Here is a 23,122-nt window from a genome sequence, read left to right as displayed (position 1 = left end):
CGATGACGGCGGGGTGGCGGAAATTCGATGATGCACTTCGCACATCGATCAAGCTGCACAGCGGCATGGATGCGCCGCCCCGCGCGCGCATAAGTCTGCAAGGTATCTGGAAAGAGCCGCGAAAAGGGCGAGGGAGAGATGGATTTGTCAGGTTCGATAGAAGCGGCTGCTCCGACGAGTGCGCGCCCGACGCGGGTGCGCTATCTCATCATCGCGCTGATCTTCATCATCACCTCGCTGAACTACGCGGACCGCTCGACCTTCTCGATCGCGGGGGCCTCCGCCTCGGCGGAGCTGGGGCTCGACGCGGTGCAGACCGGGTTCATCCTCTCCGCCTTCGCATGGGCCTATTCGCTGGCGCAGATCCCCGGCGGTGCGCTGCTCGACCGGTTCGGGACGCGGCCGATCTACATCGCCGCGATCGGCACATGGTCGTTCTTCACCGTGCTGCAGGGCTTCGCGGGCTTCATCCTCGGCGCGACGGTGGTCACGCAGCTGTTCCTGCTGCGCTTCCTCGTCGGGCTGTGCGAGGCGCCCTCGTTCCCCGGCAACGCCCGCATCGTCGCGGCATGGTTCCCGGCGCGCGAGCGCGGGACGGCATCGGCGATCTTCAATTCCGCGCAGTACTTCTCGCTCGTCGCCTTCGCGCCGCTGATGGGCTGGGTGGTCCATGAATTCGGCTGGCGCGCGGTGTTCTTCGTGATGGGCGGCCTCGGCCTCATGGCGATGTGCGCCTTCGCCGCCTTCATCCGCGAGCCGACCCGCCACAAGTGGGCCAATGCCGCCGAGGTGGAGATCATCCGCGAAGGCGGGGGCCTCGTCGATCCCGAGGGGCGCAAGGACAAGTCCGCCGAGCCGACCTTCACCTGGAACAACATCCGCCAGCTGCTGACCAGCCGGATGATGCTGGGCGTCTATCTCGGCCAGTACTGCATCAACGTGCTGACCTATTTCTTCGTGACGTGGTTCCCGATCTACCTGGTCAAGGATCGCGGCTTCAACATCATGGAAGCGGGCTTCGTCGCCGCGCTTCCGGCGCTGTGCGGCTTCGTCGGCGGGGTTGCGGGCGGCGTCATGTCGGACATGCTGCTGGCGCGCACCGGATCGATCACGCTTGCGCGCAAGGCGCCGCTGCTGGCGGGGATGCTGCTCGCGAGCCTCATCATGGTCGCCGCCCGGGTGGAGAGCCAGGTCGGCGTGGTGCTGCTGATGTCGCTGGCCTTCTTCGGCAAGGGCGTCGCCTCGCTCGGCTGGGCTGTGATGTCCGATGTCGCGCCGCGCAAGCTGGCGGGTCTGGCCGGGGGCGTGTTCAACACCTTCGGCAATGCGGCGGGGATCGTCACCCCCATCGTCGTCGGCATCCTCGTCGCGCAGGCGGGATCGTTCGATACCGCGCTCGTATTCGTCGGTGCGCACTGCCTGCTCACCATCGTCGCCTACTTCCTCGTCGTGCAGAAGCTCGAACGTCTGGAGCTTGCCGCATGAACCTGAACCGTCGTTCCATCCTCACCGGCGCGGGCACGCTGGCGCTCGCCGCGACGCTGCCCGCCACCGCGCGCGCTGCGACTGAAATCGCCATCGACACGCCGATGGCTGCGCCGCGCTGGGCCGTCCTGCAACGCCACCTCATCGCCATGCAGGGCGACGCCGCCCGCGCCTTTCACGACCGCTACTTCAACGCCGATCACGAGATCGAGGCGTTCCTGCGCTGGGGCGCCAACGACGGCCCGGACGACGCCATCGAGGCGATCAACGACTGGCCCTACCTCTACCTTATGGGCGGAGAGGCGGGCCTGCTCGACCTCGCGCAGAAGGTGCAGGAAGCCCACTTCGCGCAGTATTCGCGGGCGAAGACCAAGGACGTTCCGATGGGTCGGAACGGCATGTACCAGCGCGAATTCGCGCCGCAGATGGACTGGCAGCACATCAGCGAGGGGCTGACGACCTTCAACCAGCTCGGCCTCTGCACGCCGGAAGATCGCAAGCTGATCGAGCGCGCCCGCCGCTTCGCCGACTTCTACACCGGCCGCGACCCGATCGCGCGCAACTACGATACCAAGCTCAAGCTCATCCGCTCGATGTTCAACGGCAGCATCGGCCCGCTGATGCGCCCGGCGACGATGCTGGACTGGGCAGGCGATCCCTTCGACACCGCGCCGTTCGAGATGGTCCACGGCGAATCGAGCTACAAGGACACGCTGGAGCACTACCGCGAATATACCCAGACGGTCGGCGACAACCCGCTGAACCTGCACTCGACCGCACTTGGCTTCAACGCCTGGATGCTGACCGGCGAGACCCGCTTCCGCGACTGGATGATCGAGTACGTCGAGGCGTGGGCTGGTCGCGCGAAGGCCAACGGCAACATCCTGCCCAGCAACATCGGGCCGGACGGCAAGGTCGGCGGAGGCGCGGGCGGCAACTGGTGGGGCGGCACTTACGGCTGGGGCTTCAGCCCGATCAACCCCGTCACCGGCAAGCGCGAGGACCGCAACCGCATCCCGCGCGCGATCATGGGCTTCATGAACGCCTACACGGCGACCGGCGACGACCGCTATCTGCAGGTCTGGCGCGACCAGAACGCCCGGATCAACGAGGCGTCGCGCACGGTCGACGGCGTGCTTTCCGCACCGACCATGCACGGCAGGCAGGGCTGGTACAGCTTCAAGCCCGGCCCGTACCGCTTCAACACCGGCGAAATCTGGTATCTGTCGCAGCGCGAGAGCGACCGCGCGGCGACGGAGCCGACGCCGTGGACGCAGTTCCTCGACGGCAAGCAGGACGGCTGGGCCGAACAGGCACTGCTCGACGACATGGAGCGCGTGCGCACGCAGATGGTGCGCGTGCATGAGGACAGGACGACGGCGCAGACCCGCCTTGCCGACAACCCGATCGAGCGTAACCCGGTCTCGGTGACGGCACTGCTGCACCAGACCATGGGCGCGATCCACGTCGCGCGGCCGCCATGGTCGAAGACCTCGCCCAACCAGGGTGGCACGCTGCTGTTCGCGCGGCTGCGCCACTTCGACGCCGACCGCAAGCGCCCCGGCCTGCCCGAAGACGTCGCGGCGCTGGTGGAGAAGCTGGAGGCGGGCAGCACCACGCTCTCGTTGGTGAACCTCAACCCCGCCCTGCCGCGCCGTCTGGTGATCCGCGGCGGCGGCTACGGCGAGCATCGCATCGAGGCGGTGCGCCTCGGCGACAAGCGGATCCCCGTCGGCAACCGCGATGTCGCGCTGCGGCTGGAGCCGGGGGCGGGCGCAAGGGTCGTGCTGGAGATGAGCCGCTTTACCCAGCAGCCAACGCTGGCCTGGCCGGAGATGGTGTGACCCACCAATTCCTCCCCGAGCTTGTCTCGGGGAGGTGGCAGCGCGAAGCGCTGACGGAGGGGGAATGGGATGGGTTCTCCCCCTCCACCACCGCCTGCGGCGGCGGTCCCCCTCCCCGAGACAAGCTCGGGGAGGAACTGAATTAGCCTTCCGTCACGGCCTTCAGACACAGCTCCCGGAACGCCGGCAGCGCCGGGTTCTCGCTCTCCCTCCGCCAGGCAAGGTGCAGTTCCACCGGCGCCTCCGGCTGCGTCTCGAACGGCCGGAACACCACGCTGCGCGGATGAAGTCCCGCCGCCGCCTCAGGCACGATGCCGGGCGCCAGCGCCGCCCCGACCAGCCCCAGCAGTGAGTGGATCTGCGTCACGTACTGCACATAGTTGGGTGCGGCGCCCGCCCGCTCGAACAGGCTGGACAGCAGCTGGTGGAAGTATCCGGCCCCGCGCTGCGCGTACATGACCAGATCCTGCCCGTCGAAATCGCCCGGCCCGAAGCTCTCCTGCCCGGCGCGCGGATCGTCCTCGTGCAGCGCGACCAGCAGGCTTTCGAGCAGCAGCGGCGCGGAGTCGAACTGTACCTTGTCGACCGGCGGGCGCACCAGCGCGAGGTCGATCATGCCGGTGTGCAGCGCCTCGAACTGGTCGCCGGAGACAAGCTCGTGCAGTTGCAGTTCCAGCCCCGGCAGTTCCGCCGCCGCACGCTTGACGATGCGCGGGAGGAGGACATAGCCCGACACTGCCGTGAACCCGATGGAGATGCGCCCCGTCTCCCCCTTCCATACCCGCCGCGCGGCCAGCGCCGCGCTTTCGGACAGGCGCACGATGCGGCGCGCTTCGTGGAGGAAGGTCTCGCCAGCCAGGGTCAGCGTCACTCGGCGGCTGGTGCGGTTGAACAGTTCGACGCCGAGGATGCGCTCCAGCACCTGGATCTGGCGGCTGAGCGGCGACTGGGTCATGTGCAGCCGCTCCGCCGCGCGGCCGAAGTGCAGTTCCTCGGCGAGGACGACGAAGCAGCGAAGGTGCGTAAGCTCGAACATCGTCGATGCGTACAGCGCTAAAGGTCCAAGGAAAAGATGCGCGTGATGCAGCGATCGGCCGCCATCGATGTCAGGCGGACATAAATCGATCCAGTTCCAGCGATGGGCGCGGCTGCCCCACGACGTTACCAAAGCGGTACAGGATCAATTGGAGCATTAAGCGATGTCGCCTCAGGAATTGGCCGCCCGCATCGGCGGGGGTCTCCTCTCGTTCCCGGTCACGCATTTCGACGCGGACCTGCAGTTCGACGAAGGGGCTTATCGCGAGCACCTCGGCTGGCTTTCGGACTATGACGTGGCGGGCCTCTTCGCCGCCGGCGGCACGGGCGAGTTCTTCTCGCTGACCCCCACCGAAGTGCCGGTCATCGTCAAGGCGGCGGTCGAGGAAGCGGCGGGCAAGGTGCCCGTGCTCTCGGGTTGCGGCTACGGCACCGCCATCGCCACCGACCTCGCGCGCAGTGTCGAGAAGGCGGGCGCCAACGGCCTGCTGCTGCTGCCTCCCTATCTCGTCAACTCGACGCAGGAAGGCCTTGCCGCGCACATCGAGGCGGTCTGCAAGTCCACCTCGCTCGGCGTCATCGTCTACAACCGCGACAACGCGATCGTGAACGAGGATACGCTGGCAGGTCTGTGCGACCGCAACCCGAACCTCATCGGCTACAAGGACGGCGTCGGCGACGTCGAACTGATGATGCGCATCTACGCGAAGATGGGCGATCGCCTGACCTACGTGGGCGGCCTGCCCACCGCCGAGACCTTCGCGCCCGCCTATCTGGAAATGGGCGTGACGACCTATTCCTCGGCGATCTTCAACTTCATGCCGGAATGGGCGCTGGCCTTCTACAAGTCGGTCCGTGCGCGCGACAAGGCGGCGATCCTGGCGGGCCTGACCGACTTCGTGCTGCCCTACATCGCCATCCGCAACCGCGGCACCGGCTATGCCGTCTCGATCGTAAAGGCGGGCATGAACGTGATCGGCCGTCCCGCCGGTCCGGTCCGCACGCCGCTGACCGACCTCACCGCCGAGGAGCAGGCGATGCTCGCCGCCCTCGTCGAGAAGGCCAACGCCTCGCTGCGCGTCGCGGCCTGAACAAATACGGCGCGGGTGGCTCCAAACACCCGCGCCGCCCGCCCGCCGAGAGGCGCGCGCCAGCAGGGATGAGCCCGCTTCCACCCCTCCGGAAGTTGGCTCATCCCTGCTTTTCGTCGTCCCGACCCTTTCGTCATTGCGAGCGAAGCGAAGCAATCCAGCGTGCGAGAACAGCCTTGGATTGCTTCGCTGCGCTCGCAATGACGAAGGGGGCTTAACCCAGCCCCATTCGGCTCGCCCAGTCCAGCCATAGCGAGGGCCATGCCGCGACCGGCTTCCCGGCGATGTTCCACAAGTTGAACCCGTGCCCGCCTTCGGCGAACAGGTGCAGGTCCACGGTCACGCCTGCCGCCCTCAGCGCGGCGCGCAGGCGCAGGGAATTCTCGACCGGCACCGTGGCATCATCCTCGGCATGGACGATGAAGTGCGGCGGGCTCCTGGTCGTCACGATGCGGTCGATCGAATGCGCCGCCTCGGCCTCGGGCGTGGGGTTCGGGCCGAGCAGCTTCTCGCGCGAACCGGCGTGGGTGATGGCCGGGTCCATGCTCACCACCGGATAGAGCGGCGCGGCGCAGAACGGGCGGGCGGACAGCTTGTCCGTCGCATCCACCGGCGCGTAGGCGGGAAAGTCGAACCGGCTGGCGAGGTCGGCGCACAAATGGCCACCCGCCGAAGATCCCATCACCGCGACACGCTCCGGCTCGATGCCGTAGGCCTTCGCGCGGGCACGGATCAGGCGCATGGCGCGCTGGGCGTCGGCGAGGGGGGTGTTTGAGCGATCCTGCCAGCCTTCGCCGGGCAGGCGGTACGTCAGGACGAAGGCGGTGTAGCCGTGCTCGGCCAGCCACTGCGCCACCTGCACGCCGCCCTTGTCGAACGATTCCTCGCGATAGCCGCCGCCGGGGATGACCAGCAGGGCGGCACCGTTGGGATACTTGGGGCGGAACGCGGTGATGCGCGGCCGGGCGATTCCGGCGATGACGCGGTCGGGCTGGGCGGGGTTGGCGGAGCGCTCGGTGGCCCGCTCGACCGGCAGCGGGGACGGCGCTCCGGGTGGGGTGCCGGGCCAGAGGTCGATTACCTCGCCTGTCTTGTCAAAGGGAAGGGCGGGAGACGCCGCCGCCCCCGCCCCCGTTGCTTTCGTGGCCGCACCGGCCACCGCAGGGCGCGTCAGGCCGAGTGCGATGGCTCCGGCGAACAGCGTCCTGCGGTCGAGGTTCATGGTGCTTTCCCTCAGGCTGCCGGAGCATCCTCGATGCGCACCGGCGCGAGGCGCGGGCTGAGCAGATGGACCGCCAGCAGTGCGAGCAGGTAGGCGCTGGCGCAGATCGCGAAGAGCACCTCGTAGCTGTGCGTCGCGTCGAGGATGTAGCCCGCGAACAGGGCCATGCCCATGCCGCCGAACGCGCCTGCGGTGCCACCGATGCCGACCACCGAACCCACCGCGCCGCGCGGGAACACGTCCGACGGCAGGGTGTAGAGGTTGGCCGAGAACGCCTGGTGCGCCGCCGTGGCGAGGCCGATGACCAGCACTGCCGTCCACACGTTATCGACGCTCTGGACGAACCAGATCGGCAGGACGCACAGGGCGCAGATCAGCATCGTCACCTTGCGGGCGAAGTTGGGCGTGCGGCCTGCGGCGATGAGCTTGGACGACAGCCAGCCGCCCGCGATGCTGCCCACGTCCGAGATCAGGTAGATCGCGGCGAGCGGCAGGCCGAAGGTCTTGAGGTCAAGGTCGTAGCGCTCGAACAGGTAGCCGGGCAGCCAGAACAGGAAGAACCACCAGATCGGGTCGATCAGGAACTTGCCGAGACCATAGGCCCAGGTCTCCTTGACCACCAGCAGGCGGCCCCAGCCGATCTTGGTGACGGGGTCTGCGGGATCCTGCTTGATGTAGGCGAGTTCGCCGGGCGTGACGCGCGGATGCTCGTCCGGGTGGCGGTAGATGGCCCACCAGACGGCCAGCCAGATGATGCCGAACAGGCCGGTGACGAAGAACGCCATGCGCCAGTCGAACCACAGGACGAGCAGCGGCACGAGCAGCGGCGTGACGATAGCGCCAACGTTGGCACCGGCGTTGAAAATGCCGATGGCGAGGGCGCGTTCCTTCTGGGGGAACCAGTCGGTCACGGCACGGATGCCCGCCGGGAAGTTGCCCGATTCTCCGACACCGAGGCCGAAGCGGGCCATCGCGAACGAGGTGATGCCGGTGGCGAAGCCGTGGGCCATGTGGCTCACCGTCCAGATGACGATGGCGACGGTGTAGCCAAGGCGCGCGCCCAGCGTATCGACCACCTTGCCGAACGACAGGTAGCCGATCGCGTAGGCGAGCTGGAACCAGAACACGATCCCGGCGAAGTCGCTCTCCGACCAGTGGAATTCGGCCGAAAGCGTGGGCTTCAGCACGCCGATCATCTGGCGATCGACATAGTTGATCGCCGTCGCCGCGAAGAGCAGCGCGACGACCACCCAGCGATAGCGCCCGACTTTAGCGACCTGTCCTACCGTGCCGCCGGTTCCTGCATCCATTTCCCTGCTCCCTTGCGGCCGCACTCTTCGCGTGCCGCGCGTATAAGTCTCTGTCAGGCCGGTGAAACGGCCGCGATTCCGCAGGCCACCGTACCGTGTCCCTCGAAAGTCGCCAGTACCTGTTCACCGGGTTTCACCGGATGGACACCGGTGACCGCCCCGGTCGAGACCCAGGTGCCGCCGCTGCAGTCGATCCCGCGCGCGGCAAGGTTGCCGAGCAGGAAGCGCACCGCGCCCAGCGGACCGTCGAGCATCGTCGCCGTGGTCGCCTCGCCCGCCGTCACGCCGTCGATGTCGAGGCGCACGGTGATCGCGTTGAAGTCGATGGTCTGCCAGCCTTCGAGCACCGCGCCGACGACCAGCCCGTAGTTGTTGCCGTAGTCCGATACCGTGACCGGCGGCCCGTCCGCGTTGATGCGCGGGTAGGGCGAACTGGCGACCTCGATGCCGAGGTGGACCGCGTCGAGCACGGCGATCGTGCCCGCGTCGTCCTGCGGCACCACGCCGTCCCAGCCGGGCGCGACGTGAAGGAGGAATTCCGCTTCGCCCGCCGCGAAACCGTCCGCGAAGACCGGCATTTCGGGCGATTCGCCCTCCGCCACCGTTACCACGCTGTCCGCGAAGATCGGGCCGGCGAGGCGGTTGGCGCCCAGTTCGGCGTCGAGCGGCGGGTTGATCTTGCCGACCTTCCAGCCGACGATCTCGCGCCCGTCCATGCCGATGGCGAAATCCTGGATCAGGTAGCCGCTGCCGAGATCGGTGGGCAACTGTCCGGGATATGTAATGAGTGCGCGCTTCTCGCGCCGCGCCGTCACGAATGCTTCGGCGACTGCCTTTGCCGTTTCTGTCAAAACAATCCCCACACCCAAGAAAACCGTGTTCCGGCCGCTTCTCGACACCGGTGTCAACCGCATGCCCGTCGCGACCCGTCCTGTTCGAAGAGTTCGCTCTCCGGATCGGTCACCAGCCCGGACGCCCTGCGGACACGGAAGCTTGCCTTCACTTTCGCGCGCAGTCTGTGCAAATGCGGGAGTGAAGGAATGGTAACCGGTGTCATCTTGCCTTTCGTCCCACGCGAAGGCAAGTCTGAAAAATTCGGCCCACTCACGAATCCGCCGACGAGAGATCATAAGGACGCCGCATGGCAGAAGGCCAGAAACCTACCATCAATGACGTCGCACGCATTTCCGGCGTGTCGAAGAAGACGGTCAGCCGCGTCATCAACAAGTCGCCGCTGCTCAACCAGGCGACGCGCGAGAAGGTCGAATCGGTGATCGCCGAACTCGGCTACGTGCCGAATCCGCAGGCTCGCGCACTGGCGCTGCGGCGCAACTTCCTGATCGGCCTGATCCACGACAACCCGAACGCCCAGATGGTGCTCGGCGTGCAGGAGGGCATCCTCGACACCATCCGCGACACCGAGTTCGCGCTGGTCGTCCAGCCGATGAACCGCCATTCGCCGACCCTCTACGACGACGTGCGCCGCTTCATCGAGCAGCAGCGGCTTTACGGCGTCATGCTGCTGCCGCCGCTGTCCGAGCGCGACGATCTTGCCGAATTGTGCCGCGATCTCGGCTGCACGCTGGTGCGGATGGGCTCGGCGAAGCTGGACGATGACGAGCACCTCGTCGCCTCGAACGACCGGCAGGCGGTGAGCGACGCCGTCGCCTGGTTGGCCGAACTCGGCCACCGGCGAATCGGTTTCGTTGCGGGGCCTGAGGGCTTCCGCTCCGCCAACGAGCGCGAGCAGGGGTTCCTCGACGGTCTCGGCCGTGCAGGGCTGGAGCCCGATCCGGCGATCATGGCGCGCGGCACCTACCGCTTCGAATCGGGCAAGGCCGCCGGGGAAAAGCTGCTCTCCGCCGCCGAGCCGCCGACCGCCGTGTTCTCCAGCAACGACGAGATGGCGGCGGGCATCCTCCATGCCGCGCGTGAACGCGGGCTCGACGTGCCGCAGGATCTCTCGATCATCGGCTTCGACGATACCGCTACCGCCGCGCACATCTGGCCGCCGCTGACGACCGTGCGCTGGCCGATCCGCACGATGGCCAGCACCGCCGCCGCCAAGCTCATCCGGCCTGCCTCCGCAGCGCAGGAGCCGTCGTTCTTCCTGTCCGACCTGATCCGCCGCGCATCGGCGGTTCCTTATCCGGCGCAGGAGCGTTGACACCGGTTACCCAATGCGGATACGAGTCTCCGAAGGCCTGAACGGGAGAGTTCACAGTGTTCTGCAAGACGTACCACGCCACCCATCCGGACATGATGGAGTGTGTCTCCAACGAGGAACTGCGCGACCGTTATCTGGTGACGGGCATGTTCAAGGCCGGCGAGGTCAACCTCAACTATTCGCACAACGAGCGCTTCATCATCGGCGGCGCGGTTCCGGGTGCGGAGCCGCTCAAGCTGCCGCTGCAGACCGTCCCCAAGAGCGCCGAGGGCAAATCGTTCTTTGAACGTCGCGAAGCGGGTATCACCAACATCGGCGGCCCGGGCGCGATCACCGTCGACGGCCAGCGCTTCGAGATGAAGAACAAGGAATGCCTCTACGTGCCGATGGGCAGCGAAGAGGTGATCTTCGAGGGTGAGGGCGCGCGCTTCTACATCGCGTCGGTCCCCGCCCACAAAGCGCTGCCGATCAAGCACATCACGCTTGACCAGGCCAACCCGCTGGCGCGCGGCGACCTTGCCAACTCGAACCAGCGCACGATCTACCAGCTGGTGATCCCCGGCGTGTGCGAGAGCGCGCAGCTCCTGCTCGGCCTCACCGTGCTGGAAGAGGGCTCGGTCTGGAACACGATGCCGCCGCACCTCCACGACCGCCGCTCGGAAATCTACCTTTACTTCGAGCTGCCCGAAGAGAACGACCGCATCTTCCACTACATGGGCGAGCCCGACCAAATGCGTCACATCGTGATCGCCAACGAAGAGGCCGTCATCAGCCCGCCGTGGTCGATCCACATGGGCTCGGGCACCAAGAAGTATGCGTTCATCTGGGCGATGGGCGGGGAAAACCTCGACTACACCGACATGAACGTGCTGGACATCTGCCAGCTTCAGTAAGGCTTACCCTCCCTTCGTCATTGCGCGAAGCGTAGCGGCGAAGCCATCCATCGACGTGGCGCGGCACCGCACGGGCGGCTGCCCCGCCACGCTCGCAATGACGAGAGAGGACACATGGCAATTTCCTTCGACCTGACGGGCAAGACCGCGCTCGTCACCGGCGCCAACACCGGCATCGGCCAGGCCATCGCCGTCGCACTGGCCGAGGCCGGCGCCGACGTCGCCGTGGCGGGCCGCTCCGAGCCGGCCGAGACGCTCGCGCTGATTGCCGCGACCGGGCGAAAGGCGGTCAACATCAAGGCCGACCTCTCCAGCACCGAACCCGTCCAGCGCGTCATCGACGAGGCTGTCGCCGGGCTCGGCAAGGTGGACATCCTCGTCAACAACGCCGGGATCATCCGCCGCGACGACCTGCTGCAGTTCTCGGAAGAGGACTGGGACGCGGTGATCGACACCAACCTCAAGACCCTGTTCTTCCTCAGCCAGGCGGCGGCGAAGGGCATGGTCGAGCGCGGCGCCGGAAAGATCGTCAACATCGCCTCGCTGCTGACCTTCCAGGGCGGCATCCGCGTGCCCAGCTACGCCGCGGCGAAGTCGGGCGTCAGCGGCGTGACCAAGGCAATGGCGAACGAGTTGGCACCCAAGGGCGTGCAGGTCAACGCGATCGCGCCGGGCTACATCACCACCAACAACACCGCCGCGCTTTCCGCCGACGAGACGCGCAACCGCCAGATCCTCGAACGCATCCCGACCGGACGCTGGGGCAAGCCGGAGGACATCGCGGGCGCCGCCGTGTTCCTCGCTTCCGAGGCATCGGACTACGTGACCGGCCAGGTGCTGGCGGTCGATGGCGGCTGGCTGGCGCGCTGACATGACCGAGAGCGCTTCCGGTCACGTCGTCACCTTCGGCGAAGTCCTGCTGCGTTTCGCCACGCCCGGCGCGCGGCTGACCGTCCAGTGCGATGCGCTGGACATGGTCGTCGGCGGGGCGGAGGCCAATGTCGCGGCGGGGCTCGCTTCGCTGGGCCATGACGTGAAGATGCTGACGCGCCTGCCGTCGAGCCCGCTCGGCGACAAGGCGCGCGCGGCCCTCGGCGCAGCCGGTGTCGACACCGCCCACGTCGGGCGCGATGCCGGGCGCATGGGCCTCTATTTCCTCGAGAGCGGAGCGGGCTTGAGGCCCTCGTCGATCACTTACGATCGCGCGGGTTCCGTGTTCGCAACCTCCAAGGCGGACCAGTTCGACTTCGCCTCCGCGCTCGAGGGCGCCCGACTGCTCCACCTGTCGGGCATCACGCCGGCGCTCGGCCCCGGAGGCGTCGCGCTTGCGCAAGCCGCCGTCGCCGCGGCAGATGCCGTCGGCGTGCCTGTCTGTTTCGACGGCAATTACCGCGCGCTCCTGTGGGACGCGTGGGACAGCAACCCGCGCGAGATCCTGAACGGGCTGATGCAGTCGGCCACGATCATGATCGGCAACCATCGCGACATCTCGCTGCTGCTTGGCAAGGCGTTTTCCGGCGATGGTTCCGACCGTCGGCGCGAGGCGGCCTTGGCCGCCTTCGAGGCGTTCCCCAAGCTGCAGCTTATCGCCTCGACCGCGCGGCACGTCGTCAATTCCGGCCACCACCGCATCGCCGCGCGCCTCGATTCGCGCGAGGCGGCGCACCAGACGAGCGAGGTCGACGTGACCGGCATCGTCGACCGCATCGGCACCGGCGACGCCTATGCCGCAGGCGTGCTGCACAAGTGGCTGAACGGCGCGGACCTCGTCGCCACCGCGCAGGCGGGGCTGGCCTATACGGTGCTCAAGCACACCATGCCGGGCGACATGTGCCTCGTCGGACCGGGCGAACTCGAAGCGTTCTCCGCCAGCGGTGGCGACGTGCGGCGGTAACAAGCGTCGTCCCGGACCTGCTCCGGGACCGCTGGCCGTGAATAGCCCACTTCGCGGCGAGGCACACAGCGGCGATGGCGTTTCTAAAGACAGCCACCGGTCCCGGAGCAAGTCCGGGACGACGACGTGGGAGAGTTGCATGACCAACGGCATCATGACGCGCCGCACCCTTGTGAAATCCGCTGCACTTCTGGCCGCGGCAACTCCGCTGCCTGCCCTCGGCCGCAGCCCGACGGCCGCGAAGGTCGGCCGCTTCACCGGCATCACCGAGAACAGCGTCCACGCCTTCAAGGGCATCCGCTACGGCCGCGCCGAGCGTTTCGCCCGCCCGGTTGCCGAGCCATGGGACGGTCCCGCAATCACCGCCGCCAAGTTCGGCCCGATCTGCCCGCAGCGTGCCATGGCCGATGAGGCACAGGCGGAAGACTGCCTGTTCCTCAACGTCTGGACGCCCGAGACGGACCCGCGTGCGAAACGGGCGGTCATGGTCTACTTTCACGGCGGCGCCTACACCACCGGCTCGGTCACGGACCCGCTGACGCATGGCGGGAAGCTGGCGGCGGGCGGCGATGTCGTGGTGGTCTCCGTCAATCACCGGCTCAACGCGCTGGGCTATGCCTGGCTCAAGCCTTTCGGTGCGAAGTACGCGGACAGCGGCAATCTCGGCCAGCTTGACCTGATCCTGGCACTGCAATGGGTGCGCGATCATATCGCCGCGTTCGGTGGCGATCCGGCGCGAGTCATGGTGTTCGGCCAGTCGGGCGGCGGCGCCAAGATCGCAACGCTAATGGCGATGCCTGACGCAAAGGGCCTGTTCCATTCCGCCGCGACCATGAGCGGGCAGCAGGTACAGGCAAGCGGTCCGGCGCATGCCTGGGCACGCACGCAGGCCTTCATGAAGGCTTTGAAACTCGCGCCCGATGATGTCGAGGGGCTGCGCACCATGCCGATCGCGCGGCTGGTCGAAGGGCTCGACGCCACCGACCCGGTGATGGGCGGCGGCGTCTATTTCGGCCCGGTGCTCGACATGGCGAACCTGCCGCGCCACCCGTTCTGGCCCGACGCGGCACCGCAGTCGCTCGGCATACCGATGATCCTCGGCAACGTGCGCGAAGAGACGCGGGCATTCCTGAATCCGCGCGGGCCGAAGCTGCAGGGGCTGTCGTGGGAGAACCTCGCCGCGCGCATCCTGCCCGAGATCAAGATCGACCTCGATCCCGTCTGGGTGGTCGAGCAGTATCGTACCCGTGAGCCCGGCTGGAGCCCCGAGGAGGTGTTCTATGCGGCGACCACGGCAGGCCGTTCGTGGCCGGGGCAGGTGATCGAGGCCGACGCACGCGCCGCTGCCGGGGCGCAGGCGACCTGGGTCTATCAACTCGACCGCCGCTCGCCGACCGATCCCTTGCGCGGGGCTGCGCATACCGACGACATTCCCTACGTCTTCGGCACGCTCGACGCGCCGGGCAGCTATTCGGGCGTGGACGAGGGCGCGCGTCGGCTGAGCACGGCGATGATGCAGGCCTTCACCGGTCTTGCGAAGACGGGCAGGCCGGGGCTGGCGGAGTGGTCGCCCTATCGCCTGCCGGATCGCGCGACGATGGTGTTCGACGACAAGGTGCGCGTCGAGAACGACCCGCGCCGCTGGCAGCGCGAACTCTGGGCCACAGCGCCCTACGTCCAGCCCGGCGTCTAATTCCTCCCCGAGCGAGCTCGGGGAGGAATAGGCATCAGCTATTACTTCTTCGGCGGATTGGGGTAGGCGATGACCAGCGACAGCGGTTCCTCGCCGCGCTGCCAGATGCCGACGACCGCTCCGTCATAGAGGTAGGCAGTCATCCCCGGCACCAGCTTCGCGCGCTTGCCGTCGGACACCACTTCGCCCTCGCCGGAGAGCACGTAGTAGACCTCGTCATGGGCGATGGGGTGTTCGCCGATGGCTGCGCCCTTGTGGAGCACGCGGCGGCGGAATTCCATCGTGCGCGGGGCGGGCGCGGCGTCCGAGATGCGGTAGGCCGTGCTCATGCCGATGGCGCCGTGGGGAGGGGCTTCCTCGCGGACGGTGTCGCGCTCGTCGATCACCGCCATCGGCGGCGCGGCGGCGAGAAGGAGGAGGGCGGCGATCACTTGAGCTTCTCCCGCATCTGCTTGTCCCTCTTGGAAAGTTTCTCGTGCGCGCCGTCCTTCTGACCAGGATACACGCCGGACTTCGGCTCCATGGTGTCGAGATCCCAGTCCTTCTCCACGAAGGCGGCGCTGGTCGGCGCGGGGTGGGGGTAGCCGCCGACCTGCTTCTCGTCGTCGATGATCTCGCCGCGGCCTTCGGCGACGAAGAACAGCACGCGGACGTCGTCGGGCGCGCGGTCCCATGGGCGGGCGCCGACGGTGGCGAGCAGGCTGGTTTCCAGTTCGTCCGCGTCGATCACCTTGAGCCCCTTGAGGCTCGCCATCGGCGATTCCCTGTCCAACAGGCGGGCCTTGGTGACACCATAGCGCCCGGTCAGCGGTGCGGGATTGCCCCAGCGATCGACGTTGATGTTGTCCTTGGAATACCAGGCCAGGTCGCCGTCGCCGCCGAGCATCAGGAACGGCAGATCCTTCGCGGTCGAATTGCCCGCGCGCATGACGTTGCCGATCGCGCTGATCTCGCCGGTCACGTATTCGTGGCCCCGCCATTCGAGGTTCATCAGGTTGTAATGAACGCCGCGGTTGCCGGGGTCGTAGATCAGGTTGTTGACCATCAGCACCTGTGCGCCACCCTTCACCAGAGGCGAGCGCTCCACGTTGTGCGCGTAAAGGTTGCGGTAGAGCGTGATGCCGGTCGCGTTGTCGTGGATCAGCGAGCCCTTGGAGTGCTCGCCCTTGGGGTGGCTGGCATTCGCGAGGCTCTCCGCCGCGATGTTCTCACGGAACAGGATGTCGTGGCTGGTGGCCTTGCGCCATTCCTTGACGTTCTTGCCCTCGAAGCGCGGGCCGGACGTCGACATGTTCTCGTCGATGGCCCAGAGGAAGCTGCAGTGCTCCACCACCACGTTGTAGGCGGCGACGGTGGAGAGCGCATCCGCTTCCCAACCCGAAAGCTTCGGCTGGCCGTCTACGCCGGTCATCACGCGGATGTGGCTGATCTTCACGTCATGACCCTTGAGGTCGATGCCTCCACGGATGAGGGTAATGCCGGGCGAGGGCGCGGTCTGGCCCGCGATCGTCAGGAAGGGTTCGTCGATGTTCAGGCTGGAGCGTTCGAGGTCGATCACGCCGCCCACTTCGAACACGACGATGCGCTTGCCCTTTGCCTCGATGGCGGCCTTGAGCGAGCCGGGACCATCCTTCGCCAGAGTCGTCACACGAATGATACGACCGCCTTCGCCGCCATTGGTCGGGTCGTTCGAAGCGGTCTTGGCCAGCGCCACAGTAAGCGGTGTGGACAATGTAACCATCAGAACCGGAAAGATAATTCGTCTCGCAATGCGACCGATCTTCACAACGATTCTCCCGTTTGCAGAGGTTCTTGACAGCACGACCTCCCTGCGGCACTAACTGATGACACCGGTTACCAACGATCGCAAGGATGATCTTTGGAACGGGTGGGGCGATTTGGAGGTCGCCTTGAGGGCCCCTTCGCAGGGGCGGGAGTAGAGGTGCCGGAGCAACGCGCGCGATAGTCGCGTCACCTTCTGACACCGGTATCATTTTTGGCCTTCGAGGCCGTGAGGGGATGTTGTCATGCGCCAGCATGTTACCGGAATTTCGCTTTTCAAGGCAGCCCTGTTCGCGGGTTGCGCGCTGGCTCTGCCGCACGCGGCGCTCGCGCAGGACACCGCCGAGGCTGCGGCCGACGCCGCTACTGCCGATCAGGCTGACGCCGCCAGCGCCAACGAGATCGTCGTCACCGGCTTCCGCAAGTCGCTCGAGGCCGCGCTCAACGTGAAGCGCGAATCGATCTCGGCGGTCGACGCGGTCGTCGCCGAGGACATGGCGAAGTTCCCCGACCAGAACCTTGCCGAATCGCTGCAGCGCATCCCCGGCATCTCGATCCAGCGCGACGGCGGCGAAGGCCGCGCGATCACCGTGCGCGGTCTCGGCGCGCAGTTCACCCGCGTGCGCGTCAACGGGCTGGAGACGATCGCCACCAGCTCGGACGGCGCCTCCGCCAACCGCGACCGCGCGTTCGACTTCAACGTGTTCGCCTCGGAACTGTTCAGCAGCCTCGTCGTCCACAAGACCGCCGAAGCCAGCCTCGACGAAGGCTCGCTCGGCGCCGTGGTGGACCTCAACACCGGCAACCCGCTGGCGGGCAAGACCGGCCTGACCGCCGTGCTCAACGTGCAGGGCTCGTACAACGACCTGTCGAAGAACGTCGGCCCGCGCGTCGCCGGTCTGCTGTCGTGGAAGAACGAGGCGGGCACGCTCGGCGTCAATCTTTCGGCGGCCTACTCGCACACCGACACGATCGAGAGCGGCAACAACTCCGTGCGCTGGGCGCAGGCCTACTTCAACTCGGTGGGCGGCACGCCCTGCTTCTACTCGAACGTCGGCGCGACCGGCGGCAACCCGGTCAGCTCTGGCGGCGGCTATCGCCCTTCGGCTGCCTGCGATCAGGCGTCGCTTTCATTCCACCCGCGCATCCCGCGCTACGGCGTGGTCGAGCATGACCGCCGCCGTCTCGGCCTGACCGGCTCGATCCAGTTCGAACCGACCGACCGCACCAAGTTCTCGATCGACGGGCTCTACTCGTCGTTCAAGGAAGACCGCGCGGAACAGTGGCTCGAAGTACTCGCCCGCTCGAACGAGCGTCGCTTCGATGTCGTGAACCCTGTCTATGACGACAAGGGCAACATGGTCAGCGCGACCTTCAACAACGCCTACGTCCGTACCGAAAGCTACCTGCGCAAGTCGGAGACCGAGTTCTACCAGGTCGGCGCGACCTGGGACCAGGACGTCACCGACAAGCTGCGCTTCACGCTGCTCGGCGGCTTCTCGCAGTCGAACGCCGATATCCCGGTGGAAACGACGTTCGCCTACGACAACCGCAACGCCAACGGTTTCAGCTACGACTATTCGGACATGAAGTCGCCCGTGCTGACCTACGGTCTCGACGTGACCAACCCGGCGAACTTCCAGCTCGCCGAAATCCGCGACCGTCCCTCCTACGTGAAGAACCGTTTCAAGACCGCGCAGTTCCGCACCGAGTGGGACATGACCGAGGGCTTCACCGTGAAGGTGGGCGCGATGTGGAGGCGCTACAACTTCCAGACCCAGCTGTTCATGCGTGACACCGCAGCCTGCGGCGCCAACGGCACGCGCGACCTGATTCTCGGTCAGGTGACCTGCTCGTCGAGCGTCTACGGCCTGCCGGTGACTTCGGGCATCTCGCAGCTCGTCAACCTCGGCGACGCCGGGCAGCCGAATGGCACGACCGACCAGTGGCTCGTCGCCAACATCCAGAACGCGGCCGACTATACCAACCTCTACGGCCGTACTGCGGTCGAGGATCTGGGCAACAACCGCCGCGTGCAGGAGACCACCTCGGGCGGCTACCTCCAGTTCGACGTCAAGGGCGAGATATTCGGCCTCGAATTCGCGGGCAACGCGGGCATGCGCTATGCGCATACCAACCAGCGTTCGACCGGCTACACGGCAGGCGTCGCGGGCACCGTGAAGCGTACCTACGACGACTGGCTGCCGTCGATGAACCTTGCGTTCTACCCGCGCCATGACGTGATCCTGCGCGGCGCCATCGCCAAGGTCATCACCCGTCCGGCGCTGAGCAACCTCAACCCGGGCGGTTCGGTCGACGGCTTCAACTACCGCGTCAACTTCGGTAACCCGTTCCTCGATCCTTACCGTGCGACCAACTTCGACGCTTCGGTCGAGTGGTACTTCGCCCCTCAGGCGCTGCTGTCGGTGGCGGGCTTCATCAAGAAGATCGAGAGCTTCCCGGTCGCCGGCACCTATGTCGCCACGCTGCCGCAGCTCGGCCTCGGCCGCGACGTGCTGGGCCAGAGCACGCCTGCCTACATCAACTACGATCCCAACCAGGAATACGTGGTGTCCTCGCAGGTCAACGGTGCCGGTGCGACCCTCAAGGGCGTGGAACTGGCGCTGCAGTTGCCCTTCACCTTCCTGCCGGGCATCCTCAGCCACACCGGCTTCCAGGGCAACACCACCTTTATCAAGAGCAGCGCCGACTACACCATCACCGGCCCGGCGACTTCGGCCTGTACCCGCAACGCGACCACCGGCGCCTGCGGCCTGACCGGCGTCTCGGCGGTCTACAACGAGACGCTGCTCGGCGTGTCGAAGAAGGCCTGGAACGCCACGCTCTACTACGACGACGGCAAGCTGAGCCTTCGCGGTTCGGTGAGCTATCGCGGACCGTTCGTGGACGCCACCAGCGCCACCGGCAACATATTCGAGGGCTACGGTTCGTACACCAGCGTCGATGCCGCGATCCGCTACAAGGCGTTCGAATGGCTGGAGCTGTCGATCGACGGCAACAACCTGACCGATACCTATCGCTATCGTTTCAACGACGTCTACGCGAACCGCAATTACGAGAACAATCACTTCGGCCGCACCATCCTGTTCGGTGCGCGCGCGAAGATCTGATCTCCTCCCCTGACGGGTGGTCCGCTGCTTCCCCTTTTTCCAAGGGCGGGAGCGGCGGACCACCGTCCTTTATATTCTGACATAGCGCGGAGAACGGCCTTGGACTTCGACCGCAGGACTCTGATCGCGGGTTCGCTTGCCGCCGCCGGGCTGGCCTCGAAGGCGGGCGCGCAGACTGCGCCGCCGATGGCCGCGAAGCCGCTGCCTCCCGGTCTGCCGCAACCGACCGAGACCATCGACCTCTGGCCCAAGGGCCCGCCCGCGACGCTCAAGGCGCCGCTGACCGAGACTGTCGACGAACGCTCCACCGACGCCCTCGTCACCGACCGCGCCGTCCACGGCGTCTCGCGCCCGCGCATGGTGGTGTTCCGGCCCGACCGGCCCAACGGCGCGGCGGTCATGATCACGCCGGGCGGCGGTTACACCCGGATCGTCGTGGACAAGGAAGGCTACGAGATCGCGCGCTGGCTGACCGCGCGCGGCTTCACGGCCTTCGTGCTGTTCTACCGCCTGCCGGGCGAGGGCTGGTCGAGCGGCCCCGACACGTCGCTCGCCGACGCGCAGCGTGCCATGCGCCTGATCCGCCACCGCGCCAAGGACTTCGCCGTGGACCCCGAGCGCGTCGCCGCCATGGGCTTCTCCGCAGGCGGGCACCTCTGCGCGGACTTGTCCACGCGGTTCGCCGCCAGGGTCTATGAGCCGGTGGATGTGGCGGACAAGCTATCGGCCAAGCCGTTCTGCGCCGCGCCGATCTATCCGGTGGTCAGCATGGACGCCGCCATCGCCCACGCCGGTTCACGCAGCCTGTTGCTCGGCCCCGTGATTACGCCGGAACTGGAGGCCGCGCACTCGCCCGACCGCACCGTGCCCGCCGACGCGCCGCCGCATTTCATCGTCCATGCCGAGGATGACGACGTGGTGCCGGTGGAGAACGCCGTCCGCCTGCGCGCCGCGCTCAAGGCGCGCGGTATCCCGGTGGAGGCGCACTTCTTCGCCAACGGCGGCCACGGCTTCGGCCTGCGCCGCGCCATCGGCAAGCCGGTGGAAGCATGGCCCGAGATGTGGCGCGCCTGGGCGCGGACGGTCGGGTTCGGGTGAGGCGGGTTTAAGCCATCCATATCCCGTCGCCCCTGCGGAGGCAGGAGCCCAACGGGTCCATCGCCACGACACCTTGCTCACCGTGAGACGGCTAGGTTGGGATGGGCCCCTGCCTGCGCAGGGGTGACGGACTTATGGTTATCGGACGACGATTACCGCCGAACCCTGATCTCCATCGCCAGCGCCATGGTCTCGCCCGGCTCCAGCACCGTGCCGCCCGCCGCCGCGAAATCCGGCTGGCTGAGCGCGTCGGGCATCTGGCTGGTCGGCTCGATGCACAGGAAGTCCTCGCCCGGCGGGGCATAGACGTGGACGAACCCGGCTTTGGTCGAGGAAACCTCGACATCGCCCCAGGTCGCGCGGCCATCCCAGCCGAACCAGCAATTGTCGGTCAGGGTGTCGGGAAGGGGGACTGAACCTTGCGCAAAATCGCCGAAAGCATTGGCAGGAGCGGTCTCGACGGGGATCATGCGCGCATCGCTGAGCCACACGCCCGATGCCGTGAAAGTCAGCTTCGCCCCGTCCTCGCGCACGAAATAGGGGTGCTGGCCGACCCCGCAAGGCATCGCCTCGCCCGAACGGTTGGTGACCTCCAGCACGACCCGCAGCGCGCCGTCCGTCAGGTCGAAGCGCTGTGCGGCGGCCCATGTCCATGGCCAGTCACTGTCCGCCGCGTGGGCGCAGGTGAGGACGGCGCTGTCTTCCGACTGCTCCGCGACGGTCCACTGCTTGAGCCAGCCGAGGCCGTGAAGCGGATGCTCGAAGCCATCGACGTTGACCGGCAGCGCATAGTCGCGGCCCGCGAAAGTGAAGCGCCCGTCGGCGATGCGGTTGGCGTAGGGCACCAGCGGGAAGCACGCGGCATCCAGCGGGCTCTGCGCATCGGCGGGAGTCGGGCGCATCACCGCGCGCCCGTCCACCGTGAAGCTGCCGATCGAACCGCCGAGGCGGGGCAGCAGCGTGACTTCGCTGCCGCTCGCCTTCAGCATCAGTGGCTTGCTCAAGCCGCCATCTCCTCCAGCGTGCGGCCGCGGGTTTCCTGGACCATCGCGCGCACGAAGAAGAACGAGAGGAACGCGCTCATCGCGTAGAACCCGTAGGTCAGCGGCAGGCCGAGGCCCGCGGCCATCGCCGGGAAGCTGACCGAGATGCCGAAGTTCGCCATCCACTGCGCGAACCCCGAGACCGCCAGCGCCGAGCCGCGGATCTGGTTGGGGAACATCTCGCCCAGCATGACCCACATGACCGGGCCCCAGCTGACATTGAAGAACACCACGTAGGCGTTGGCGGCGATCAGGGCGACGGTGCCGACGTTGTCGGACAGGGTCAGGTGCCCATCGACGAAGGTGCCGCTGGCGAAGCATACGGCCATCGCGCCCAGCGTCACCGCCATGCCCGCCGAACCGACCAGAAGCAGCGGCTTGCGGCCCAGCTTGTCCACCACCATCACGGTGACGAGGCAGGCGAGGATCGAGAGCGAGCCCGACAGGATGTTGATGAGCAGCGCGTCGCTTTCCGAGAAGCCGACCGACTGCCACAGCACCGCGCCGTAGTAGAACACGATGTTGATGCCGACGAGCTGCTGGAACACGGCGATGCCGATGCCCGCCCAGACGAGCTTGCGGAGGCGACCGGTCTTCGGATCCTTGAGATCGGCGAACGTCGGGCGGTGGTGGTCGGCGGCGAGGCTGGAGCGGATGTCCGCGACCATGGAGGTTGCGGTCGCCTCGCCGAAGATGCGCGCCAGCACGGCTTGCGCCTCGGCTTCACGGCCACGTGCGACGAGGTAGCGCGGGCTTTCCGGGATCAGGAACAGCGCGACGAGGTAGATGACGGCGGGGATCACCTGCATCCAGAACATCCAGCGCCATGCGGGCAGGTCCAGCCACAGCGGATCGGTGCTCGACCCCGCGTGCTTCGCCAGCGCCCAGTTGGCGACGAACGCGCCGGTGAGGCCGGTGATGATCATGATCTGCTGGAGGCTGGAAAGCCGCCCGCGGATCGAGGCAGGGGTGACCTCGCTGATGTACACGGGCGCGAGCACGCTTGCCGCGCCGACGCCGACGCCGCCGATGAAGCGGGCGACGATGAAGAACAGCGAACTCGTCGCCGCGCCGGCGCCCAGCGCGCTGACGACGAACAGCGCTGCGCCGATCATCATCACGCTGCGGCGGCCCCAGACGTCCGCCAGACGGCCTGCCACGAAGGCGCCCGCGGCGCAGCCCAGCAGGATCGCGCCGACGTTGAGCCCGGTGCCGAGCGCGGAGAGGTCGAACGCGCTTTCCAGACCGTCCTGCGTGCCGTTGATGACGCCGCTGTCGTAGCCGAACATGAAGCCGCCGATCGTCGCCACTGCGACGATCATGGCGACAAACGCCATGTTCACCTTGTCGTCGTAGCTGACGGCACCTTGCCCGCTACTCATATCAATCGCGGCCATTCCCGTATTTCCTCTTCCCTTAAGCCTGTTGCGACCC

At 67.1% G+C, this 23,122-nt stretch carries 18 protein-coding genes; 10 read left to right on the top strand and 8 right to left on the bottom strand.

The features are described 5' to 3' along the window. Positions 1-138 precede the first annotated feature (138 nt). Complete coding sequence (locus tag LO787_RS19000; RefSeq protein WP_232492546.1) at positions 139-1,485, top strand: MFS transporter; 1,347 nt, start codon at positions 139-141, stop codon at positions 1,483-1,485. Beyond that, the gene (locus LO787_RS18995; RefSeq protein ID WP_232492545.1) at positions 1,482-3,329 is read left to right on the top strand and encodes a DUF8034 domain-containing protein; all 1,848 of its coding nucleotides are present in this window, start codon (positions 1,482-1,484) and stop codon (positions 3,327-3,329) included. The genes LO787_RS19000 and LO787_RS18995 overlap by 4 nt, the downstream gene beginning before the upstream one ends. Positions 3,330-3,471: 142 nt before the next feature. Here LO787_RS18995 and LO787_RS18990 read toward each other — a convergent pair whose 3' ends face one another. Continuing rightward, positions 3,472-4,365, bottom strand: a complete 894-nt coding sequence (locus tag LO787_RS18990) for a LysR family transcriptional regulator (protein WP_232492544.1) — start codon at positions 4,363-4,365, stop codon at positions 3,472-3,474. A gap of 163 nt (positions 4,366-4,528) precedes the next feature. Between LO787_RS18990 and kdgD the strand changes: the two genes are divergently transcribed. After that, positions 4,529-5,455, top strand: a complete 927-nt coding sequence (gene kdgD, locus LO787_RS18985) for a 5-dehydro-4-deoxyglucarate dehydratase (protein ID WP_232492543.1) — start codon at positions 4,529-4,531, stop codon at positions 5,453-5,455. A 214-nt stretch (positions 5,456-5,669) separates the two neighbouring features. On the opposite strand, the gene LO787_RS18980 is transcribed toward kdgD, so the two are convergent. The 3 genes from LO787_RS18980 to LO787_RS18970 are packed head-to-tail and all read right to left on the bottom strand — an operon-like array spanning position 5,670 to position 8,838. After that, complete coding sequence (locus LO787_RS18980) at positions 5,670-6,677, bottom strand: alpha/beta hydrolase (protein ID WP_232492542.1); 1,008 nt, start codon at positions 6,675-6,677, stop codon at positions 5,670-5,672. A gap of 11 nt (positions 6,678-6,688) precedes the next feature. Beyond that, on the bottom strand, positions 6,689-7,987 hold the full coding sequence (locus LO787_RS18975; protein WP_232492541.1) for an MFS transporter: 1,299 nt from the start codon (positions 7,985-7,987) through the stop codon (positions 6,689-6,691). Positions 7,988-8,040: 53 nt separating this feature from the next. Continuing rightward, on the bottom strand, positions 8,041-8,838 hold the full coding sequence (locus tag LO787_RS18970; RefSeq protein ID WP_232492540.1) for a 2-keto-4-pentenoate hydratase: 798 nt from the start codon (positions 8,836-8,838) through the stop codon (positions 8,041-8,043). Between the two features lie 290 nt (positions 8,839-9,128). On the opposite strand from LO787_RS18970, the gene LO787_RS18965 reads away from it, so the two are divergent. The 5 genes from LO787_RS18965 (at position 9,129) to LO787_RS18945 (ending at position 14,634) form a co-directional block, all read left to right on the top strand. After that, positions 9,129-10,154: a LacI family DNA-binding transcriptional regulator gene (locus LO787_RS18965; protein WP_232492539.1), complete on the top strand. Its 1,026-nt coding sequence runs from the start codon at positions 9,129-9,131 to the stop codon at positions 10,152-10,154. Between the two features lie 56 nt (positions 10,155-10,210). Further along, a complete protein-coding gene (gene kduI, locus LO787_RS18960; protein ID WP_103099314.1) occupies positions 10,211-11,047 on the top strand; it encodes a 5-dehydro-4-deoxy-D-glucuronate isomerase in 837 nt (278 codons plus the stop codon). A gap of 114 nt (positions 11,048-11,161) precedes the next feature. Beyond that, positions 11,162-11,917: a 2-dehydro-3-deoxy-D-gluconate 5-dehydrogenase KduD gene (kduD, locus tag LO787_RS18955; RefSeq protein ID WP_232492538.1), complete on the top strand. Its 756-nt coding sequence runs from the start codon at positions 11,162-11,164 to the stop codon at positions 11,915-11,917. Between the two features lies 1 nt (position 11,918). Then, positions 11,919-12,941, top strand: a complete 1,023-nt coding sequence (locus LO787_RS18950) for a sugar kinase (RefSeq protein WP_232492537.1) — start codon at positions 11,919-11,921, stop codon at positions 12,939-12,941. A 139-nt stretch (positions 12,942-13,080) separates the two neighbouring features. Further along, complete coding sequence (locus LO787_RS18945; protein WP_232492536.1) at positions 13,081-14,634, top strand: carboxylesterase/lipase family protein; 1,554 nt, start codon at positions 13,081-13,083, stop codon at positions 14,632-14,634. A 41-nt stretch (positions 14,635-14,675) separates the two neighbouring features. Here LO787_RS18945 and LO787_RS18940 read toward each other — a convergent pair whose 3' ends face one another. Continuing rightward, positions 14,676-15,026, bottom strand: coding sequence for a cupin domain-containing protein (locus LO787_RS18940; protein ID WP_232496372.1), 351 nt, complete (start codon positions 15,024-15,026; stop codon positions 14,676-14,678). A 35-nt stretch (positions 15,027-15,061) separates the two neighbouring features. Then, on the bottom strand, positions 15,062-16,375 hold the full coding sequence (locus LO787_RS18935; protein WP_232492535.1) for a pectate lyase family protein: 1,314 nt from the start codon (positions 16,373-16,375) through the stop codon (positions 15,062-15,064). Between the two features lie 286 nt (positions 16,376-16,661). Between LO787_RS18935 and LO787_RS18930 the strand changes: the two genes are divergently transcribed. Both LO787_RS18930 and LO787_RS18925 read left to right on the top strand, forming a co-directional pair. Beyond that, positions 16,662-19,547, top strand: a complete 2,886-nt coding sequence (locus LO787_RS18930) for a TonB-dependent receptor (protein ID WP_232492534.1) — start codon at positions 16,662-16,664, stop codon at positions 19,545-19,547. Between the two features lie 99 nt (positions 19,548-19,646). Continuing rightward, positions 19,647-20,645, top strand: coding sequence for an alpha/beta hydrolase (locus LO787_RS18925; RefSeq protein WP_232492533.1), 999 nt, complete (start codon positions 19,647-19,649; stop codon positions 20,643-20,645). A 152-nt stretch (positions 20,646-20,797) separates the two neighbouring features. On the opposite strand, the gene LO787_RS18920 is transcribed toward LO787_RS18925, so the two are convergent. Beyond that, entirely contained in the window at positions 20,798-21,649 is an 852-nt protein-coding gene (locus tag LO787_RS18920; RefSeq protein WP_232492532.1) for an aldose 1-epimerase, read from the bottom strand. After that, positions 21,646-23,085: a sugar porter family MFS transporter gene (locus tag LO787_RS18915; RefSeq protein ID WP_232492531.1), complete on the bottom strand. Its 1,440-nt coding sequence runs from the start codon at positions 23,083-23,085 to the stop codon at positions 21,646-21,648. Before LO787_RS18915 ends, LO787_RS18920 begins: the two co-directional genes overlap by 4 nt. Positions 23,086-23,122 lie beyond the last annotated feature (37 nt).

Origin of the sequence: Novosphingobium kaempferiae, from assembly GCF_021227995.1 — a bacterium.
Classification (GTDB): Bacteria; Pseudomonadota; Alphaproteobacteria; order Sphingomonadales; family Sphingomonadaceae; genus Novosphingobium; species Novosphingobium kaempferiae.
Note: the sequence above shows the minus strand (reverse complement) of the source record. Positions and strands in the feature narration are given on the sequence as shown.

Excerpts from the sequence above, each read along its gene's own strand:
- LO787_RS19000 (WP_232492546.1), top strand. The coding sequence starts at position 139 with ATGGATTTGTCAGGTTCGATAGAAGCGGCTGCTCCGACGAGTGCGCGC.
- LO787_RS18995 (WP_232492545.1), top strand. The coding sequence starts at position 1,482 with ATGAACCTGAACCGTCGTTCCATCCTCACCGGCGCGGGCACGCTGGCG.
- LO787_RS18990 (WP_232492544.1), bottom strand. The coding sequence starts at position 4,365 with ATGTTCGAGCTTACGCACCTTCGCTGCTTCGTCGTCCTCGCCGAGGAA.
- kdgD (WP_232492543.1), top strand. The coding sequence starts at position 4,529 with ATGTCGCCTCAGGAATTGGCCGCCCGCATCGGCGGGGGTCTCCTCTCG.
- LO787_RS18980 (WP_232492542.1), bottom strand. The coding sequence starts at position 6,677 with ATGAACCTCGACCGCAGGACGCTGTTCGCCGGAGCCATCGCACTCGGC.
- LO787_RS18975 (WP_232492541.1), bottom strand. The coding sequence starts at position 7,987 with ATGGATGCAGGAACCGGCGGCACGGTAGGACAGGTCGCTAAAGTCGGG.
- LO787_RS18965 (WP_232492539.1), top strand. The coding sequence starts at position 9,129 with ATGGCAGAAGGCCAGAAACCTACCATCAATGACGTCGCACGCATTTCC.
- kduD (WP_232492538.1), top strand. The coding sequence starts at position 11,162 with ATGGCAATTTCCTTCGACCTGACGGGCAAGACCGCGCTCGTCACCGGC.
- LO787_RS18950 (WP_232492537.1), top strand. The coding sequence starts at position 11,919 with ATGACCGAGAGCGCTTCCGGTCACGTCGTCACCTTCGGCGAAGTCCTG.
- LO787_RS18945 (WP_232492536.1), top strand. The coding sequence starts at position 13,081 with ATGACCAACGGCATCATGACGCGCCGCACCCTTGTGAAATCCGCTGCA.
- LO787_RS18940 (WP_232496372.1), bottom strand. The coding sequence starts at position 15,026 with ATGGCGGTGATCGACGAGCGCGACACCGTCCGCGAGGAAGCCCCTCCC.
- LO787_RS18935 (WP_232492535.1), bottom strand. The coding sequence starts at position 16,375 with ATGGTTACATTGTCCACACCGCTTACTGTGGCGCTGGCCAAGACCGCT.
- LO787_RS18930 (WP_232492534.1), top strand. The coding sequence starts at position 16,662 with ATGCGCCAGCATGTTACCGGAATTTCGCTTTTCAAGGCAGCCCTGTTC.
- LO787_RS18915 (WP_232492531.1), bottom strand. The coding sequence starts at position 23,085 with ATGGCCGCGATTGATATGAGTAGCGGGCAAGGTGCCGTCAGCTACGAC.